The 17,538-nt window shown below is 71.2% G+C and carries 16 protein-coding genes and 1 pseudogene; 10 read left to right on the top strand and 7 right to left on the bottom strand.

The genetic code is table 11. From position 1 onward, the window contains the following. Positions 1-2: 2 nt before the first annotated feature. From recF to EEY80_RS17750, 5 genes are all read left to right on the top strand, one after another. Positions 3-1,127 carry a DNA replication/repair protein RecF gene (gene recF, locus EEY80_RS17770; protein WP_126978861.1) on the top strand — a complete coding sequence of 375 codons (1,125 nt, stop codon included), beginning with the start codon at positions 3-5 and terminating at the stop codon, positions 1,125-1,127. Then, positions 1,124-1,558 carry a VOC family protein gene (locus tag EEY80_RS17765; protein ID WP_126978859.1) on the top strand — a complete coding sequence of 145 codons (435 nt, stop codon included), beginning with the start codon at positions 1,124-1,126 and terminating at the stop codon, positions 1,556-1,558. The genes recF and EEY80_RS17765 overlap by 4 nt, the downstream gene beginning before the upstream one ends. A 10-nt stretch (positions 1,559-1,568) precedes the next feature. Further along, positions 1,569-2,189, top strand: coding sequence for a LysE family translocator (locus EEY80_RS17760; RefSeq protein ID WP_126978857.1), 621 nt, complete (start codon positions 1,569-1,571; stop codon positions 2,187-2,189). An 84-nt stretch (positions 2,190-2,273) separates the two neighbouring features. Further along, a complete protein-coding gene (gyrB, locus tag EEY80_RS17755; RefSeq protein WP_126978855.1) occupies positions 2,274-4,724 on the top strand; it encodes a DNA topoisomerase (ATP-hydrolyzing) subunit B in 2,451 nt (816 codons plus the stop codon). Positions 4,725-4,800: 76 nt separating this feature from the next. After that, positions 4,801-5,202 carry a DUF2177 family protein gene (locus EEY80_RS17750; protein WP_126978853.1) on the top strand — a complete coding sequence of 134 codons (402 nt, stop codon included), beginning with the start codon at positions 4,801-4,803 and terminating at the stop codon, positions 5,200-5,202. On the opposite strand, the gene EEY80_RS17745 is transcribed toward EEY80_RS17750, so the two are convergent. The 3 genes from EEY80_RS17745 to ubiA form a co-directional block, all read right to left on the bottom strand. Then, positions 5,199-5,528 carry a hypothetical protein gene (locus tag EEY80_RS17745; RefSeq protein WP_126978851.1) on the bottom strand — a complete coding sequence of 110 codons (330 nt, stop codon included), beginning with the start codon at positions 5,526-5,528 and terminating at the stop codon, positions 5,199-5,201. The genes EEY80_RS17750 and EEY80_RS17745 overlap by 4 nt on opposite strands. A gap of 84 nt (positions 5,529-5,612) precedes the next feature. After that, entirely contained in the window at positions 5,613-8,102 is a 2,490-nt protein-coding gene (locus EEY80_RS17740) for an OmpA family protein (RefSeq protein ID WP_126978849.1), read from the bottom strand. A gap of 63 nt (positions 8,103-8,165) precedes the next feature. After that, positions 8,166-9,146 (bottom strand): 4-hydroxybenzoate octaprenyltransferase, encoded by a 981-nt coding sequence (gene ubiA / locus EEY80_RS17735; RefSeq protein ID WP_126978847.1) that lies wholly within the window; start codon positions 9,144-9,146, stop codon positions 8,166-8,168. 43 nt (positions 9,147-9,189) lie between these two features. Here ubiA and EEY80_RS17730 point away from each other — a divergent pair, with 43 nt between their 5' ends. The 4 genes from EEY80_RS17730 (at position 9,190) to EEY80_RS17710 (ending at position 12,694) form a co-directional block, all read left to right on the top strand. Beyond that, positions 9,190-9,912, top strand: coding sequence for a 16S rRNA (uracil(1498)-N(3))-methyltransferase (locus EEY80_RS17730; protein WP_235829899.1), 723 nt, complete (start codon positions 9,190-9,192; stop codon positions 9,910-9,912). Further along, a complete protein-coding gene (locus tag EEY80_RS17725) occupies positions 9,909-10,751 on the top strand; it encodes a GNAT family N-acetyltransferase (RefSeq protein WP_126978842.1) in 843 nt (280 codons plus the stop codon). Before EEY80_RS17730 ends, EEY80_RS17725 begins: the two co-directional genes overlap by 4 nt. Next, positions 10,748-11,284: a hypothetical protein gene (locus EEY80_RS20200; RefSeq protein ID WP_205749151.1), complete on the top strand. Its 537-nt coding sequence runs from the start codon at positions 10,748-10,750 to the stop codon at positions 11,282-11,284. Before EEY80_RS17725 ends, EEY80_RS20200 begins: the two co-directional genes overlap by 4 nt. Positions 11,285-11,347: 63 nt before the next feature. Continuing rightward, positions 11,348-12,694: a glutamate--cysteine ligase gene (locus EEY80_RS17710; protein ID WP_126978836.1), complete on the top strand. Its 1,347-nt coding sequence runs from the start codon at positions 11,348-11,350 to the stop codon at positions 12,692-12,694. A gap of 3 nt (positions 12,695-12,697) precedes the next feature. Here EEY80_RS17710 and plsY read toward each other — a convergent pair whose 3' ends face one another. Genes plsY through EEY80_RS17690 form a run of 4 tightly spaced genes read right to left on the bottom strand, consistent with a single transcriptional unit; the run spans position 12,698 to position 17,211 of the window. After that, positions 12,698-13,309 (bottom strand): glycerol-3-phosphate 1-O-acyltransferase PlsY, encoded by a 612-nt coding sequence (plsY, locus tag EEY80_RS17705; RefSeq protein WP_407920743.1) that lies wholly within the window; start codon positions 13,307-13,309, stop codon positions 12,698-12,700. Next, entirely contained in the window at positions 13,306-14,598 is a 1,293-nt protein-coding gene (gene pyrC, locus EEY80_RS17700) for a dihydroorotase (RefSeq protein WP_126978834.1), read from the bottom strand. The genes plsY and pyrC overlap by 4 nt, the downstream gene beginning before the upstream one ends. Positions 14,599-14,602: 4 nt before the next feature. After that, positions 14,603-16,252, bottom strand: a complete 1,650-nt coding sequence (rmuC, locus tag EEY80_RS17695) for a DNA recombination protein RmuC (protein ID WP_235829898.1) — start codon at positions 16,250-16,252, stop codon at positions 14,603-14,605. After that, a complete protein-coding gene (locus EEY80_RS17690; RefSeq protein ID WP_126978832.1) occupies positions 16,249-17,211 on the bottom strand; it encodes an aspartate carbamoyltransferase catalytic subunit in 963 nt (320 codons plus the stop codon). Before EEY80_RS17690 ends, rmuC begins: the two co-directional genes overlap by 4 nt. Before the next feature lie 112 nt (positions 17,212-17,323). On the opposite strand from EEY80_RS17690, the pseudogene EEY80_RS20315 reads away from it, so the two are divergent. Then, positions 17,324-17,538, top strand: a pseudogene (locus EEY80_RS20315) (hypothetical protein); the annotation flags it as partial.

Genomic DNA, 17,538 nt, shown 5'->3' with positions numbered 1-17,538 from the left:
AGATGGGGGCAGGGGTGGTCCTGACGGGTCTGCTCATGTCGCAGTTCCGCTCGCACCGGCGGGCGCAGCTGGCGCTGGACGGGCGGCCCGTCGCCATCTGGGGCGCCAATGGCGCGGGCAAGACCAATATCCTCGAGGCGGTGTCGCTGCTGTCGCCGGGGCGCGGCCTGCGCCGGGCGGGGGCCGAGGAGCTGGCGCGCCGGCCCGAGGCGGTGGGCTGGAAGATCGCGGCGGATCTGGCGCCGGCGGAGCCGGGTCCGGTGCGCGAGGTCGAGACCGGGGCCGAGCCCGGCCAGCCCCGCTGGGTGCGGATTGATGCCAAGGCCGCGCCGCAGGCGGCGCTGGCGCGGCTGCTGCGGGTGGTCTGGCTGGTGCCCAGCATGGACCGGCTGTGGATCGAGGCGGCGGAGGGGCGGCGGCGGTTCCTCGACCGGCTGACGCTGAGCTTCGAGCCCGCCCATGCCGAGGCGGTGCTGGCCTATGAAAAGGCGATGCGCGAACGCAACCGGCTGCTGAAGGACATGGTGCGCGACCCGGCCTGGTACCGGGCGGTCGAGGCGCAGATGGCGGCCGAGGGTGCGGCGATCCAGCGTCACCGCGCGGATGCGGTGGCGCGGCTGATGGCGGGGCAGGCCGGTGCCGCCACCGCCTTTCCGGCGGCGGAGCTGGCCCTGACCGCACCCGAGGGCGAGGCGGACCCGCAGGGGGCCGAGGCGCTGGCGCAGGTCTTCGCCGAGGGTCGTGCCCGGGATATGGCGGCGGGGCGGACGCTGGCCGGGCCGCACCGGGCGGATCTGGCGGCGGTGTTCGCGGCCAAGGGGGTGCCGGCGGGGCAATGTTCGACGGGCGAGCAGAAGGCGCTGCTGATCTCGCTGGTGCTGGCGAATGTGCGGGCGCTGCGCGCGGCGGGCGGGGCCGGGCCGCTGGTCCTGCTGGACGAGGTGGCGGCGCATCTCGACGCGGGGCGGCGCGCGGCGCTATACGATGAGATCTGCGCGCTCGGGGTGCAGGCGCTGATGACCGGGACCGGGGCCGAGCTGTTCGCCACGCTGGGCGCGCGGGCGCAGGGCATCGAGGTGACGGAAACCGGCGGCCTGTCCGCCATCGCGGAAAGGGACGTGCCATGACTCCGCAGCGCGTGACGCTGATCACCCTCGGGGTCGCCGATCTGGACCGGGCGCGCGGCTTCTATGCGGCGCTCGGCTGGACGCCGGCCAGCGCGCCCGAGGGCGTGGTCTTCTACCAGATGCAGGGCTGGGTGCTGGCCTTGTTCGGCCGCGCCGACCTTGCCGCCGATCAGGGCCGCGCGGGGGCCGAACTGGGCACGGGCGCGATGACGCTGGCACAGAATTTCGTGACCCGGGCCGAGGTCGATGCCGCCTTCGACGCGGCGCTGGCCGCCGGGGCGGTGGCGCTGAAGCGGCCCGAGGAGGTGTTCTGGGGCGGCTATTCCGGCTATTGGGCCGATCCCGACGGCCATGTCTGGGAAGTGGCGATGAACCCGTTCTGGCCGCTGGCGGCGGACGGGACGCTGACCCTGCCCGCGGCCGAGGGGTGACATCCGGATCATGACGATTTCCGCCGAAGGGCTGTGGCTGTATGCTGGGGCGCTGGTGCTGTTGTGGCTGACGCCCGGGCCGGTCTTCGTGGCGATCACCGCGCGGGCGCTGACGGGCGGGTTCCGCGCCGCCTGGCCCCTGGCGGTGGGCGTCACCCTGGGCGACATCCTCTGGCCGCTGGTGGCCATCTTCGGGCTCAGCCTGATCGTGGACCGGGTCGCGGTGCTGATGGAGGTGCTGCGCTGGACGGCGGCGGGCATCTTCCTGCTGATGGGGATCGGGCTGATCCGCCACGCCACCCGCCCGCTGACGACCGACAGCCGGCTGACGCGGCCCGGCCTGTGGGCCGGGTTCTCGGCGGGGGTGGCGGCGATCCTCGGCAATCCCAAGGCGATCCTGTTCTACATGGGGGTGCTGCCGGGCTTCTTCGACCTGACGCGGGTGGGCTGGCCGGATGTGCTGGCGATCCTCGCCCTGTCGGCGGCGATCCCGCTGGCGGGCAATCTGCTGACCGCGGCGACGATGGGGCAGGCGCGGCGGCTGCTGTCCTCGCCCCGGGCGCTGGCGGCGGTCAACCGCGTCGCGGGCGGGCTGCTGATCCTTGTGGGTCTGGCCATCCCGATGCTGTGACGGCAACCAAATCTTGTGTCCGGTCGCGTGACATTGCCGGGGCGATCCACTATAAGTCCTCATCCAGGACGCAGGACCAGCCACATGACCGAAGCCCAACCGAAGCCGAATGAGTACGGCGCGGAATCCATCAAGGTTCTCAGGGGGTTGGAGGCTGTTCGCAAACGCCCCGGCATGTATATCGGCGATACGGATGACGGGTCCGGCCTGCATCACATGGTCTATGAGGTCGTGGACAACGGCATCGACGAGGCGCTGGCGGGCCATGCCAACTATGTGCATGTGAAAATCCACGCGGATTCCAGCGTCTCGGTGCGCGACAACGGCCGCGGTATTCCGGTCGACATGCACAAGGAAGAGGGCGTTTCGGCGGCCGAGGTCATCATGACCCAGCTGCATGCGGGCGGGAAGTTCAACAATACCGACGACAGCGGCAATGCCTACAAGGTCTCGGGCGGGCTGCACGGGGTCGGCGTCTCGGTGGTGAACGCGCTGTCGGACTGGCTGGAACTGCGGGTCTGGCGGAACGACAAGGAATATTTCGCCCGGTTCGAGGGCGGGGAATGCACCGTGCATGTCCACCCCGTCGCCGATGCGCCGGGCGAGAAGGGCACCGAGGTGCGCTTCCTCGCCTCGGCCAAGATCAACGATCCGGCGGGCACCTTCTCGAACCTCGACTACAGCTTCAAGGTGCTGGAAACCCGGCTGCGGGAACTGGCCTTCCTGAACTCGGGCGTGCGGATCATCCTGGAAGACGAGCGCCCGGCCGAACCGCTGCGGACCGAACTGTTCTACGAGGGCGGCGTCCGGGAATTCGTCAAGTATCTCGACCGGTCGAAAAGCCCGGTGATGGCGGAACCGATCTACATGACCGGCGAGGTGCGCGGCATCGGCGTCGAGGTCGCGATGTGGTGGAACGACAGCTATCACGAGACGGTGCTGCCCTTCACCAACAACATCCCGCAGCGCGACGGCGGCACCCATATGGCGGGCTTCCGCGGCGCGCTGACCCGGACGCTGACGAAATACGCGCAGGACAGCGGCATCGCCCGGCGCGAGAAGATTGATTTCACCGGCGACGACGCGCGCGAGGGGCTGACCTGCGTGCTGTCGGTCAAGGTGCCGGACCCGAAGTTTTCCAGCCAGACCAAGGACAAGCTGGTCTCGTCCGAGGTGCGGCCCGCGGTCGAGAACCTGGTGAACGACAAGCTGTCCGAATGGTTCGAGGAAAATCCCGGCCCGGCCAAGGTGATCGTCGGCAAGATCATCGAGGCGGCGCTGGCGCGCGAGGCGGCGCGCAAGGCCCGCGAACTGACCCGGCGCAAGACGGCGATGGACGTGGCGAGCCTTCCCGGCAAGCTGGCCGACTGTCAGGAGAAGGATCCGGCCCTGTCGGAACTGTTCATCGTCGAGGGTGACTCGGCCGGCGGTTCGGCCAAGCAGGGGCGCGAGCGCAAGAACCAGGCGGTGCTGCCGCTGCGGGGCAAGATCCTGAACGTGGAACGCGCCCGCTTCGACCGGATGCTGTCGTCCGACATGATCGGCACGCTGATCACCGCGCTTGGCACCGGGATCGGGCGCGACGAGTTCAATCTGGGCAAGCTGCGCTACCACAAGATCATCATCATGACCGATGCCGATGTGGACGGCGCGCATATCCGGACGCTGCTGCTGACCTTCTTTTTCCGGCAGATGCCCGACCTGATCGAGGCGGGGCACCTCTATATTGCGCAGCCGCCGCTCTACAAGGTGGCGCGCGGCAAGTCCGAGGTCTATCTGAAGGACCAGCCGGCGCTGGAGGACTACCTCGTGCAGGCCGGGATCGACGGTGCGGTGCTGCGACTGGCCTCGGGCGAGGAGATCAGCGGTCAGGACCTGGCGCGGGTGATCGAGGAGGCGCGGGTGGTGCAGCGCATCCTGCGCGCCTTTCCCACGCATTATCCGCAGCATGTGCTGGAACAGGCGGCGATCGCCGGGGCGTTGCGCCCGGGGCAGGTCGATGTCGATGCGCAGGGCACCGCGGATGCGGTGGCGCGGCGGCTGGACCTTGTCGCCGTGGAATACGAACGCGGCTGGCAAGGCCGGCCCACGCAGGATCACGGCCTGCGCTTCTCGCGCAGCCTGCGCGGGGTCGAGGAGGTGCGCACGCTCGACGGTCCGGTGCTGCGCTCGGGCGAGGCGCGGCGGCTCGGCAGCCATACCGACAGCCTGCACGAGGTCTATGGCGACCCGGCGCGTCTGGTGCGCAAGGACCGCGAACAGGTGATCCACGGGCCCGTGGACCTGCTGCGCGCCATCCTGGCCGAGGGCGAGAAGGGCCTGACGCTGCAGCGCTACAAGGGTCTGGGCGAGATGAACCCGGAACAGCTGTGGGAAACCACGCTCGACCCCTCGGCCCGGACGCTGCTGCAGGTGAAGATCGACGATCTGGCCGAGGCCGACGACATCTTCACCAAGCTGATGGGCGACGTGGTCGAACCGCGCCGCGAATTCATCCAGCAGAACGCGCTGAGCGTCGAGAACCTCGATTTCTGAGGCCATTGCCGCGACCGGGCTTTCCTCGGTCGCGGGCCGCACTACCTGCCGCGGGTCGCAGCATCCGGAGCAGATCGTGCAGCTTGTCGTCCTTTACCTCTCCACCGCCGTCCTCTTCCTCGGGCTCGATGCGGTGATGCTGAGCCGCGTGATCCGGCCGCTGTTCGAACGGCATGTGGGCGATCTTCTTGCCGACAACCTGCGTCTTGGCGCGGCGGCGGTGTTCTACCTGTTCTATGTGGCGGGGGTGATCTGGCTGGTGTCCTGGCCGGCGCTGAAGGCCGGCCAGCCGATGCAGGCGCTGTGGCAGGGCGCGGTGCTGGGGGCGCTGGCCTACGGCACCTACGAATTCACCAACTTCGCCACGCTGCGGGGCTGGCACCCGGCAATGGTGGCGACCGATCTGATCTGGGGCACGGTGCTGACCGGCGTGTCGGCCTGGACGGGCGTGCTGATCGCGGGGGCAATCGCGCGCTAGCTGCCGCGGTTCGTCCGTTCGATATAGGCGCGCAGTTCCTCGGCCTCTTGCCGCGCGTCGCGCAGCCCCTCCATCGCGGCGCGCAGTTCCGCCTCGGTCTGCGACAGCTGGCTGGCGAGGTCGTGTTCGCGGCTTTCCAGATAGGCCAGCGCCTGGTCGCGCGTCTCCTCGGCCTCGTGCAGCGCCTGCGCCATCTGGTCCAGTTCGCTCATCTCGGCCTGCGTGACCCGGGTCAGCCGGTGCAGCAGCCACGAGGCGAACCAGCCGATGCCGAAGGCCACGAACAGCACGATGGCCGTGGCGAGGATGAATTCCGTCCTGTTCATGTGGCGACTGTCCCTTTGTCCCCGGTATCTGGTCGGGCCTGTTCCGGCCCTTGTCGTTGATCTCCGCCGCCGTGGCCGGCGCCGTCAGTCGGCGGCCGCGGCGCTGGCGCGTTCGACGATCGCCTCGGGCCGGACCGGGGGGCGGATGGTGTCGTCGCCGGGGACCTGAACCTCGATCGGCTCGACCGGGAAGGCCGCGGCCGGAACCTCGGTGAAGGGCGTGCCGGCCGGCGCCGCCCCGGGCTCCGCCGCGGCCAGCGCCGCCGCGGCCTCGGCCGGCGAGGGCGCGGGTTCCGATGTTTCGGTCTCCGCGGTTTCGGTGTCGGCGGTTTCCGTTCCGGCGGTGGTTTCGGTCCCGGCGGCGGGCGGGGCATCTTCGGCGGTCACGGCCTCCGTCCCCTCTTCCGCCGCCACGACCTCCTCGGTCGCCTCCCCGGGCGCATCATCCTGCTGCGGTTCGGCCATGTCCTCGCCGCTGCCGTCCTCGGGCAGCGCATCGGTGCCCGGATGGCTTTCGTCGATGCCGGCGTCCAGCGCTTCTTGCAGGGTGTCCGCCGACGCGGGGGCGGCATCTTCGGCCGCTGCGGGTTCCTCCGCCGTATCCTCTGCCGCCTCGTTCTCCCCGGCGGCCGCCACCTCTTCGGGGCGCGGTTCGGGGCGGCCCGGTGCGGCATCGGCCGAGGCGACCGGGATGTCGCCCGGTCCCGGCTCGCCCGCCGCCGCCGTGCCAGCCTCATCCCCGGCCCCGGTGCCGCTCAGCAGCGTGAACTCGATGCGCCGGTTCGCCTCGCGCCCGGCATCGGTGTCGTTGTCGGCGACCGGTCGCGTTTCGCCATAGCCGCGGGGGAACAGGTTGCCGGTCAGGATCCGCCGCTGCATCAGCGCCGCGATCACTGCCTCGGCCCGGTCCTCGGACAGGGCGAGGTTCATTTCCTCGCCGCCCTGGCTGTCGGTATGGCCCGCGACCTCGATGGGATAATCGGCGCAGTCCTTCAGGTCCTCGGCGATCTCGTCCAGCAGCGGCCGTGCCGAGGCAGAGATGATCGCCTCGCCGGGCTCGAAGGCGATCTGCGTCTCGGCCAGCCGCGCGTTGATCCGGGCCACGCATTCCTCGGCCGAGGGTAGGGCCAGCGTCGGGTCGAGGTCGGGCATGTAGCGCACGGCGATGTCGAATTCCTGTCCCTCGCCCAGTTTCTGGGACAGAAGCCGGGCGATTTCGGCCGGGGTGTCCTTGTAGCCCGTCACCCCGTTCACCGTCACCAGATCGGGCTGCACCCGCACGTCGCCGGTTTCGACCCGGTCCAGCGCCTCGAGCGCGGCCAGCGCCCGCACCGGCCAGCCTTCGGGCAGCGACGGGTCGAGCCGCGTCGCCATGTAGACCCGGTCATTGCCGAAGCGCGCCCGGGCGAAGCTGGTCACGGCATCGCGGGTCAGCTCGTCCGGCAGCCGGCCGCGCAGCTGCACGCGCCCGTCCTCGGCCAGCGTGGCGGTCAGTTCCGGCGGGCCCTCGGGCGCCGCGGTCTCGGGCTTGGGCGTCAGCACGGCGGTCAGCGAGAACACCTCGGGCAGGGCGGCGTCGAGTTCGCCCACCACGCGGTCGAAGGCCGCCTGTTCGACGCTGTCGGCCGCGATCAGCGACACGTCGGCATCCGACAGCGTGACCGATCCCGCGCCCAGTTCCGCCATCGCCCGCATCGAGACCTCGGCGGCGGCGGCCCAGTCGGGCGAGGGGACCCCCATGCCGATCACGCAATCGGCCGACTCGGGCAGGTCAAGGTCGCGCGCCGTGGTCAGGATGCGGGTGCGCGCCCGGTCGGTATCGGCCGAGCAGGCGTCGAAATGCGGCCCCTGTTCGTCGATCACGAAGCGCAGGGTAAAGGGCGTGATCACGGGGCGGGGGGCAGAGATGTCCAGCACCAGCGCCACCCCCTTCGGTGCCCGGCGCCGCAGGTCGGCCTCCAGCCGCGCCTTCTGGTCGGCGCTGTCGGTGATGGCCGTCACCTGCACCCGGCCCGGACCGATCGACAGCTTCGACCGCGGCAGGTCGGCCAGGGCTGCCAGCCCGAAATCCTGCGCCGCCTGCCAGCCCGCCGGCACCGGATGATCGGCGGTTTCCAGCATGTCGGTGACGCCACCCTCGCCCGACAGCGCCTTCAGCCGGGACAACACCGCGTCGCGGTCCACCCGTTCGGGCAGAAGGCCGATCAGCGAGATGCCGTCGTCGTTGCGCAGGATTTCCAGCGAAAATTCCGGCGCCTCGATCGCGGCGGCATCGGGCACCGTCATCGCGTCGATCACGCGCTGCGCGTCGACCACCGTTCCCGCGGCGCCGAGTGCGCGAAAGCGCTGCGCCTCGGTCGGGGCCTCGCCATAGATCGCCACGTTCAGCCCGTCCGCCTCGGCCCGCGCCCAGGAATAGCCCTGTTCCAGCAGCACCCGCCGCACCGCGCTTTCCGAGGCGCGTTCCATCGCCGTCGCCGCCCATGTCGCCGCGGCCCAGGCCAGAAGCGCCGCGAGGGCGAAGGCGATCAGGCCCAGACCGTGGATGCCGAGGGCTTTGGGGGACAGGCGCATGGGCAGGAGGCTTTCTTCGTTCCGCGACAGGCCTTTCCTTGCGGTCCGGCCGGCGGGAGTCAATCAGACCAGGGCGGCTGCGGCAATAAACAGCGCAGTGATCAGCCCGGCATCGCGGTTCGACCGGAACAGCATCAGGCAGCGGTCCGGGTCGTCGATGTCGAGCCGGCGCATCTGCCATGTCAGGTGCCAGCCCATGCCCCAGGGCGCTGCCAGCGCCAGGATCAGGGACAGCGCGCCCGCATCCGCCGGCAGCGCCAGCAGCACCGCCACCGCCAGCAGCAGCACCGTCAGCACCAGGAAGGCCAGCAGCCAGCGCGCGGTCTGCCGGTCGAACAGCCGGGCGGTGGACTTCACCCCGATCAGCGCGTCGTCCTCCTTGTCCTGATGGGCATAGATCGTGTCGTAGAACAGCGTCCAGGCGATCCCGGCAAGGTACAGCGCCGCCGCCGCCCAGCTGACCTGCCCCGCATGGGCGGCATAGGCCAGAAGCGCGCCCCAGTTGAAGGCGATGCCCAGAAATACCTGCGGCCACCAGGTGAACCGCTTGGCGAAGGGATAGACGGCGACCGGGATCAGCGACAGCAGGCCCAGCCAGATCGCCGCCGCGTCGAAGGTCAGAAGGACGGCGAGGGCCAGCAGCGCCTGAACCACCATCCAGACCGCCGCCCCCCTGGCCGCCACCTGCCCCGAGGGGATCGGGCGCGACCGGGTGCGGGCCACCTGCGCGTCGAAATGCCGGTCGGTGATGTCGTTCCAGGTGCAGCCGGCGCCGCGCATCAGGAAGGCGCCGATGCCGCAGCCGGCGACCAGCCACAGGTCGCCGGGCCGGAACGCATCCGACAGCGCGGCCAGCGCGATCCCCCACCAGCAGGGGATCAGCAGCAGCCATGTGCCGATCGGCCGGTCCGCGCGCGACAGCCTCAGCCAGGGCCGCGACCAGGCGGGGGCGAGGCGATCAACCCAGTTGCCGCGCACGGCGTCGCTGACCTGCCCGGCGATGCCGCGGCTGGCCGGCTCTGGCGGAGGCGGGGCGTGTGTCATAGGCTCGGCCCTGTTCTGGGGAAGGCGATGGCGGGACAAGGTCTTGGCGGGCAGGATCAGGCTCTATGTAGAACAGCCGCTCGGCCAAGGGCAATCCGTCGCCCTGACCGAGGCGCAGGCGCATTACCTGTTCGGGGTGATGCGGCTCGCGGCGGGCGCGGCGGTGGCGCTGTTCAACGGCCGCGACGGCGAATGGACCGCGACGGTGGCGGAGGCCGGCAAGCGCGGCGGGCGGCTCGACTGCGTCGAACGGTCGGCGCCGCAGCGGATGCCGCCCGACCTGTGGCTGATCTTCGCGCCGATCAAGAAGGCGCGCACGGATTTCATTGTGGAGAAGGCCGCCGAACTGGGCGCGGCGCGCATCCTGCCGGTGCAGACCGACCACACCAATTCCGAACGCATCCGGCAGGACCGGCTGCAGGCCCATGCCGTCGAGGCGGCGGAACAATGCGGCGGCACCTTCGTGCCCGAGGTGGCGGAGCTGCGCCCCCTGTCCCGGCTGCTGGCGGACTGGCCCGAAGGCCGGCAACTGATGTGGGCCGATGAATCGCTGGCCGGACCGGCGCAGACACTGTCCGGGGCCGCGCCCGGACCCTGGGCGATCCTGATCGGGCCGGAGGGCGGGTTTTCCGAGGCCGAACGCGCCCGCCTGCGCGGCCTGCCTTTCGTGATGCCGGTCAGCCTCGGCCCGCGCATCCTGCGCGCCGATACCGCGGCGGTGGCCGCCATCGCGCTGTGGCAGGCGGTGCTGGGGGACTGGCAATGATGCGCCCGGCCACGCCCGCCGACATTCCGGCGCTGGAGGCGTTCCTTGCGCGCCATGCCGAGACGTCGATGTTCCTGCGCGCCAATCTGGCGCACGGGGTCACCGGCGGCGCCGACCCCTACGCCACGCGCTACTGGCTGGCGGGCGATCCGGTCGGCGGTGTGGTGGCGCTGACGACGCAGGGGATGGTGCTGGTGCAGCGCCCCGGCGGGGCAGGGGGCGGCGCGCGGGCGGTGCTGGCGGGCCAGGCCGTCACCGGACTGAACGGCGCTGCCGATCAGGTGCAGGCGCTGTCCGCGGAACTGGGGCTCGACGGCGCCCCGGCGGCGCTGGCCCGCGACGAACCGCTCTATCGCCTCGCGCTGGCCGAACTGACGGTGCCGCCCGGCACCTCGCGGATGCGCCCCGCGGGGCCCGAGGACGCGCCGCTCCTGTCCCGCTGGCGCGCCGGTTACATGGCCGAGGCGCTGAACGCCGCGCCCGGCCCGGCCAACGAGGCGACGGCGGCGCGGCAGATCGCGGCGCAGACCGCGCTCGGCACGCTGCGGGTGCTGGAAGAGGCGGGCGCGCCGGTGGCGATGACCGCCTTCAACGCGGTGCTGCCCGACATGGTGCAGGTGGGCGGCGTCTGGACCCCGCCCGCGCATCGGGGGCGGGGCCATGCCCGGCGGCTGGTGGCGCTGCATCTGGCCGAGGCGGCGGCGCAGGGCGTTTCCCGCGCGATCCTCTTCGCTTCGGGGCCGCCGGCGATGCGCGCCTACGAGGCGGTGGGGTTCCGCCGGATCGGCGCCTACCGGCTGGTGCTGTTCGACGCGCCCAATACGGTGGCCGCGTCATGATCCGTCCCGAGGTCGCGGCGGCCCTGCGCCGCTGGCAGGAGGTGATCGCCGCGGGCGCGGTGCTGGCGGCGGGGCTGTGGCTGGCATGGCTGGGTGGCTGGCTGCTGCTGCCGCTGGGTCTGCTGGTCGCGGCGGCGGGGCTGGGGCTGGGCTGGCAGGGGTTGCGGCGGATGCGCTTTGCCCGCGGCGCACAGGCCCCCGGTCTGGTCGAGTTCGACGAGGCGCAGATCGCCTATCTGGGTCCCGAGTCGGGCGGGTTCGTCTCGCTGGCGGAACTGGCCGAGATCCGGCTGGTGACGCTGGCCGGCCGGCCGCACTGGCGGCTGAAGCAGGCCGACGGTCAGGCGCTGCTGGTGCCGGTCGATGCGGCGGGGGCCGCGGCGCTGCACGATGCCTTCGCCGTGCTGCCGGGCATCGAACTCGGCCGGCTGGCGGCGGCGCTGCAGGCCGGGCCGGACGACGGTGCGGCGGCCCCCGGCCTGCCGCCGCCACTGTGGCGCCGCCCGCCGGCCGGCAGGATCGGGCGGGCTTGACTTGCCCGATGCCGCGTTCCACCTGTGGCAGCGCAATGACGGCAGCACTGGCACGAGGGGCCCATGTCCATTCCACAAAGCGGCGGCGGGCCAATCGAACATGTCGGACAGCTGGCGGAATTCATCGCCCGCGGCGAAAAGCCCAAGGCGGAATGGCGCATCGGCACCGAGCACGAGAAGTTCGGTTTCCTGACCGACAGCCGGCTGCCGCTGCCCTATGACGGCGACCGCTCGATCCTGACGATCCTCGAAGGCCTGCGCGACCGTTTCGGCTGGGAACCGATCCTCGAGGGCGAGGCGCTGATCGGCCTGTCGCGGAACGGGGCGAATGTCAGCCTCGAACCCGGCGGGCAGCTGGAACTGTCGGGCGCGCCGCTGGAGACCTTGCACCAGACGGCGGCGGAACTGGACAGCCATCTGGCCGAAGTGGCGGCGATCGCCGGGCCGATGGGGGCGGGGTTCCTGGGGCTGGGCGCCGCGCCGGAATGGACCCATGCGCAGATGCCGATGATGCCCAAGGGCCGCTATCGGCTGATGACCGACTACATGGGCAAGGTCGGCGCGCTCGGCACCCAGATGATGTATCGCACCTGCACCGTGCAGGTGAACCTCGACTTCGGGTCCGAGGCGGACATGGTGCAGAAGCTGCGCGTGGCGCTGGCGCTGCAGCCGGTGGCCACCGCGCTCTGCGCCAATTCGCCCTTCCTCGAGGGCCGGCCCAACGGCCATCGCAGCTGGCGCAGCCGCATCTGGCGCGATCTGGACGCGGCGCGCACCGGGATGCTGCCCTTCGTCTTCGAGCCGGGCATGGGCTACGAGGCCTGGGTGGACTGGGTTCTCGACGTGCCGATGTATTTCGTCTACCGCGACGGGCGCTATGTGAACGCGCTCGGCCAGTCGTTCCGCGATTTCCTGAACGGGCGGCTGCCGGCGCTGCCGGGCGAGGTGCCGACCCTGTCGGACTGGGCCGACCACCTGACCACCGTCTTCCCCGAGGCGCGGGTGAAGAAGTTCATCGAGATGCGCGGCGCCGATGCGGGCGACCGCGGGCAGCTGGTGGCGCTGCCGGCGCTGTGGGTCGGGCTGATCTACGACCAGTCGGCGCTGGATGCCGCCTGGGATCTGGTCAAGGGCTGGGATCACGAGACGCGGCAGGGCCTGCGCGTCGCCGCCTCGGTCGAGGGGCTGCGAGGCGAGGCGGGGGGCGTGCGGCTGGCCGATCTGGCGGCGCAGGTGCTGGACATTTCCGAGGCCGGCCTGCGGGCGCGGGGCCTGGGCGAGGACATCCACCTCGCGCCGTTCCGGCAGGCGGTGGCCGCAGGCGAATGCCCGGCGGACCGGCTGCTGGCGCTGTACGAGGGCGAATGGGGCGGGCGGCTGGAACCGCTCTACGACCTCGCCCGGCTCTGACGCTCAGCCCTTCTTGCCGATCTTCGGTTCGGTTCCGGCGCGCAGGCGGCGGATATTGGCGGCGTGGCGGATATAGACCAGCGCGGTCATCGCGATCCCCAGCAGGATCATCCGCTCGTCGCCGGTGAAGGTCATCCACAGCACCGAGGTTGCCGCAGCGACCAGCGCGGCCAGCGAGGAATAGCGGGTGAGCGCCGCCACCGCGAGCCATGTGCCGCAGCACAGCAGGCCCACCGGCCAGGACAGCGCCAGCATGGTGCCGAGGAAGGTTGCCACCCCCTTGCCGCCGCGAAAGCCGAGCCAGACCGGGAAGACATGGCCGAGGAAGGAAAAGAACCCGGCCAGCTGCGCCGCCTCTTCCCCCGCCACGGCCCGGGCGACCAGTACCGCGATCGCGCCCTTGCCGCTGTCGAGGATCAGCGTCGCCAGCGCCGCGGGCTTGTTGCCGGTACGCAGCACGTTGGTGGCGCCGATATTGCCCGACCCGATCTTGCGCAGGTCGCCCAGCCCGAGCGCGCGGGTGATCACCAGCCCGAACGGCACCGAGCCCAGCAGATAGGCCAGCACCGCCACCGCCAGCAGCATCGGCAGGCCGTTGTCGACGACCGGGATCATGCCGTCCCCCCGGTCGCATGGTCGAAGACGGCCTCGCCGCCGACAAAGGTCATCAGCACCCGTCCCTCCATCCTCTGCCCGTCGAAGGGCGTGTTCTTCGACTTGGACCGCAGGGTGAAGCGGTCCAGCACGAAGGGCGCGTCGGGGTCGAACAGCACCAGATCGGCGGGCGCGCCCTCGGCCAGCCGGCCCTGCGGCAGCCCCAGCCGCTTCGCCGGGTTCAGCGCCATCGCGCGGAACAGCTGCGGCAGCGTCAGCTGGCCCGCGTGGTAAAGCCGCATGGCCGCCGGCAGCAGCGTCTGCAGCGCCACCGCGCCCGAGGCCGCATCCTCATAGGGCAGGCGCTTGCTTTCCTCGTCCTGCGGGGTGTGCATGGAACAGATGATGTCGATCAGGCCCGAGGCCACTGCCTCGACCACGGCCAGACGGTCCTCTTCCGACCGGAGCGGCGGCTTTACCTTGAAGAAGGTGCGATAGTCGCCGACATCCAGATCGTTCAGCGTCAGGTGGTGGATCGACACCCCCGCCGTCACGTCGAGCCCGTTCCGCTTGGCCCGTTCCAGCGGCGGCAGGCTGCGGGCGCAGGTGATCTGGTCGGCGTGATAGCGCACGCCCGCCATCTCGACCAGCGCAAGGTCGCGATCCAGCCCCATGCGTTCCGCCATGGGCGACACGCCGGGCAGGCCGCGCAGGCTGGCGAACTTGCCCGTGGTCACCGCGGCGCCCGCCGACAGGCCCGGATCCTGCGGATGGGCCACGACCAGCGCGTTCAGGCTGCGGGCATAGGTGAAGGCGCGGGACAGGACCTTGGTGTTGCCGGTGACATGGTCGCAGTCGGAAAACGCCACCGCGCCCGCGTCCAGCAGGAAGCCGATCTCGGTCATCTCGCGGCCCTCGCGGCCCTTGGTCAGCGCCGCCATGTGGCGGATGCGGACGGGGCTTGCCTCGCGGGCGCGGCGGGTGACGAATTCCAGCATCTCGGGGCTGTCGATGGCGGGGGTGGTGTCGGGACGCACGATCATCGTGGTCACGCCCCCCGCCGCCGCGGCGAGCCCGGCCGAGCGGAAACTTTCCTTGTGCCGTTCGCCCGGCTCGCCGACCTTCACCCCCAGATCGACGATGCCGGGGGCGAGGCACTTGCCGCCGCAGTCGATGACCCGCGCGCCCTTCGGCGCGACCGCCGCGCCGATCACCGCGATCTCGCCGCGGTCGAGGATCACCGTGCCCTGGCGTTCCTCCAGCGTCTCGGGGTCGATCAGGCGGGCGTTGTGCAGGTAGGTGGTGGTCATCCGGTCACTCCGCGGCATCGTCCCGGGGCTGCGGCAGGCCGGCGGCATCCTCGGCCGCCGCCAGTTCCCCCGGCGCTTCGGGTTCGGCGTCGAAATCGCTGCCGATGGTCTTCGAGGTGCGGGCGCCCAGCCGTTTCAGCTTGTCCACCTGGCCCAGCACATTGCCGCTGCCCCGGGTCAGCCGGTCCATCGCGGTGCCATAGGCGTTCTGCGCCTGGCCGAGGTTGCGGCCCAGCGTCTCCATCGCGTCGACGAAGCCCGCGACCTTCTCGTACAGCAGCCCCGCGCGGTTGGCGATCTCCTCGGCATTGCGGTTGCGCCGCTCGATGGTCCAGGTGCTGGCGATGGTGCGCAGCGCCATCATCAGCGTGGTGGGCGTGGCGATCATCACCGACCGTTCCAGCGCGTATCCGGTCAGGTCGCCCGCCTCGCGCAGCGCCTCGGACAGGGCGCCCTCGATCGGCACAAACATCACCGTGTAATCGACGCTGTGCCCCGCCGCCCGCGCATAGTCCTTGGACGAGATCGTGTCGACATGCCGGCGCAGGGCCATGACATGGCGCTTGCGGGCAGCCGTGGCCTCGGCCTCGTCCTCGCAATTCACGCAGGTCTCGTAATCGACGAGCGACACCTTGCTGTCGATCACCAGCGCCGAGCCGTTGGGCATCCGCACGATCACGTCCGACCGCAGCCGCCCGCCCTCGTCGCCGGCATGGCTGTCCTGGGTGGTGTATTCCTCGCCCTTGCGCAGCCCGGACCGTTCCAGCAGCGATTCGAGGATCATCTCGCCCCAGGCGCCTTGCCGCTGCTTGTCGCCCTTCAGCGCGCGGGTCAGGGCGACCGCCTCTTTCGACACTTCCTCGGACCGGCGCGACAGCATCTCGATTTCCGTCTTCAGCGCCTGCCGGTCGCGCAGCGCGCCTTCATGCACCGCCTTCAGCTCGGTCTGGAACAGCGCCACATGTTCCTTCAGCGGGTTCAGCGCCGCCTCCAGCCTTTCGCGGCTGGCGCGGGTCAGTTCCTCGCTCGACGCCTTCAGCGACAAGTCGGCCAGTTCCTTGAACTTGCGCTCCATATCCTCGCGCACGGTGCCGAGCAGGGCGATCTTCTCTTCGCCCGCCAGCCGCTGCTGTTCGGATTGCGCCCGCAGCGCGGCAAGGTCGCGTTCGGCGGTGGCGGCGCGTTTCAGCACCTCGGCATGGCGCAGTTCCATCGTCTCGCGCAGCTTCTCGACATGGCCCTTCGCCTCGACCAGCGCCTGTTCGGCCCGGGCGGCGCGGGCGGCCGCGGCCTCCAGTTCCGCCGTCCGCTGCGACAGCCGCACCTCGGTGTCGTTGCGGACGCGGCGCGCCTCGTCGGCCCGGGCGGCGGTGTCGGCCAGCACCGCCTGCACCCGCGCGCTTTCGTCCACCGTGGCGTTCAGCAGGGCCGACACCCGCGCCAGTTCCACCTCGGCCGCATGCAGCGCCGCGCCGCGTTCCGCCTCGGCCTCCTGCGCGCGGGCGGCGCGGGCCTCGGCCAGCGCCAGCCGCCCCGACCGCCGCCAGACCAGCAGCGCCAGCGCCGCGACCGCCACCAGCGCCAGCCCCGCCCAGGGCAGCCACAGGGGCGTCGCCGCGTCCAGACGGGCGGCGAAGTCGATCAGCGGGGTCATGCCATCACCCCGGTCGCGGCGCGGCCGCGTTCGGCGCGCAGGTTGCGCGCCAGCAGGTCCATGCAGGCCATGCGCACCGCCACGCCCATTTCCACCTGTTCCTGGATCACGCTGCGGTTGATGTCGTCGGCAATGGTGCCGTCGATCTCCACCCCCCGGTTCATCGGGCCGGGATGCATGACGATGGCGTCAGGCCGGGCATGGGCCAGCTTTTCGGCATCCAGCCCGTAGCGGTGGAAATATTCGCGTTCCGAGGGGATGAAGCCGCCGTCCATCCGTTCCTTCTGCAGGCGCAGCATCATCACCACATCGGCGTCCTTCAGGCCGGCCGCCATGTCGTCGAAGACCTCGCAGCCGAATTCGGCCACGCCCGAGGGCATCAGCGTCGGCGGCCCGATCAGCCGGACGCGGTTTTCCATCTTGCCCAGCAGGATCAGGTTCGACCGGGCGACGCGGCTGTGGGCGATGTCGCCGCAGATCGCCACCGTCAGCCGGTGGATGCGGCCCTTGGCCCGGCGGATCGTCAGCGCGTCGAGCAGCGCCTGCGTCGGGTGTTCGTGCCGCCCGTCGCCCGCGTTCAGCACCGCGCAATTGACCTTCGAGGCCAGCAGGTTCACCGCGCCCGACGAGGGGTGCCGCACCACCAGCAGGTCGGGATGCATGGCGTTCAGCGTCAGCGCGGTGTCGATCAGCGTCTCGCCCTTCTTCACGCTGGACTGGGCGACGGTCATGTTCATCACATCCGCGCCGAGCCGCTTGCCCGCCAGTTCGAAGCTGGACTGCGTGCGGGTCGAGTTCTCGAAGAACATGTTGATCTGCGTCATCCCCGCCAGCGCGTCGGTGCGCTTCACCGTGCGGCGGTTCAGTTCGACATACTGGTCGGCCAGATCCAGCACCGCCCGGATCTCGTCCGGGGCCAGATGCTCGATGCCCAGAAGGTGACGCGCGCGGAACGACATGGGCGGGCTCCTCTTCGGGGGTGTCGGGGCGCTTATCGCAAACGGGGGGGCGGGCGGCAAGGGCGGGACGCGGTCGCTTTACCCCGGGCGGGGCCGGGCCTAGGGTGCGGCCATGCTGAACCTCGACGGTCTCGATTCCCGCACGCTGGCCGCGCTGCTCGACTGGCAGCGGGCGATGGGCGCGGACGAGGCCATCGGCGACGTCCCCGTGGACCGCTTCGCCGAGGCCGAGGCGGCCAGCCGGCGCGCGCCGGCCCCGGTTCCTGCGGCCCCCGCCCCGGCGGCCCCGGCGGCGGGCGGTCCGGCGCGGCAGGCCTGGACCCCGCC

Origin of the sequence: Frigidibacter oleivorans (assembly GCF_003993775.1) — a bacterium.
Classification (GTDB): domain Bacteria; phylum Pseudomonadota; class Alphaproteobacteria; order Rhodobacterales; family Rhodobacteraceae; genus Frigidibacter; species Frigidibacter oleivorans.
Note: the sequence above shows the minus strand (reverse complement) of the source record. Positions and strands in the feature narration are given on the sequence as shown.